Origin of the sequence: Pseudoalteromonas sp. APAL1, from assembly GCF_021532475.1 — a bacterium.
GTDB classification, from domain to species: Bacteria; Pseudomonadota; Gammaproteobacteria; order Enterobacterales; family Alteromonadaceae; genus Pseudoalteromonas; species Pseudoalteromonas lipolytica_C.
The window spans coordinates 1-1,023 of record NZ_JAKGAW010000110.1 but is presented as its reverse complement, the minus strand read 5'-3'; the positions used below and the strand labels follow the sequence as shown (position 1 = coordinate 1,023).

The following is a 1,023-nucleotide window of genomic DNA, read 5'->3' as shown; positions in this document are numbered from 1 at the left end:
GGCGTTGTTTCCTAAAAGTTTGAACTATCTTGCCAGCCTGTGATCAGATCATCTATATCCTACTAGCCCGTGCAACAACAATGAGCAAAATCACAAACTGGTCTCACTATAATCAAGCCCTCGTTAACCGCGGTAATATTCGCTTTTGGTTTGACGAAAAAGCAACGCGTCATTGGTATAACGAATGTTCTCACGGTGGGCGTGGCCGCTCTAATCATTTCTCTGATCTTGCTATTGAAACTTGCTTAACACTCAAAGCTGTCTTTGGCTTGTCGTTCAGGGCACTACAAGGGTTCACACAATCGGTATTATCTTTAATGAAGCTTCCGCTTGAAGCCCCAACCTACAGTTGTCTGTGTAAGCGCAGTGCTGAGTTGAATATTAAATTTCGCAGTAAAGTCCGCACCACTGGATTTGTAGATATTGTTGTTGATAGCACAGGACTTAAGGTGTTTGGCGAAGGTGAATGGCATGCACAGAAGCACCACGTAAAGGCAAGAAAAAAGTGGCGAAAACTGCACCTTGCGGTGGATGCCAACACGCATGATATTGTGGGGGCGCAAATGACGCTCAGTAACGTCACCGACGGTGAGACCCTCCAAGATTTGATAAGACCATTACGTCGGCGTATAGATAGAGTGAGCGCTGATGGTGCTTATGATAGCCGCCGCTGCTATGCAGAAATAACTGAAAAAGGCGCGATACCTGTTATCCCGCCGAGAGAGAATGCACGCCTGTGGACTGATAAGCATCCACGCAATGAGGCTGTCATGTTGTGCAATAAGTTAGGAATCGCACAATGGAAAAAGCTCAGTGGATATCATGTGCGCTCATTAGCAGAAACAGCGATGTACCGTTTTAAACAGTTGATGGGGGCTAAGCTAAATGCGCGTGATTACAATCGCCAACTGGTTGAAGCGATGATCAAAGTGAAGGCGCTAAATAAGATCAACACCCTTGGTCTGCCTAAATATCAGTAAGTTAAGTGAATTTGTTAGAGAGCTGCATTTGATCAACAAGGCC

1 protein-coding gene is annotated in these 1,023 nt (G+C 45.5%); it reads left to right on the top strand.

Translation table 11 applies throughout. The features are described from left to right. Positions 1–80 precede the first annotated feature (80 nt). Positions 81–980 (top strand): IS5 family transposase, encoded by a 900-nt coding sequence (locus L1264_RS21405; protein WP_235404654.1) that lies wholly within the window; start codon positions 81–83, stop codon positions 978–980. Positions 981–1,023: the final 43 nt, after the last annotated feature.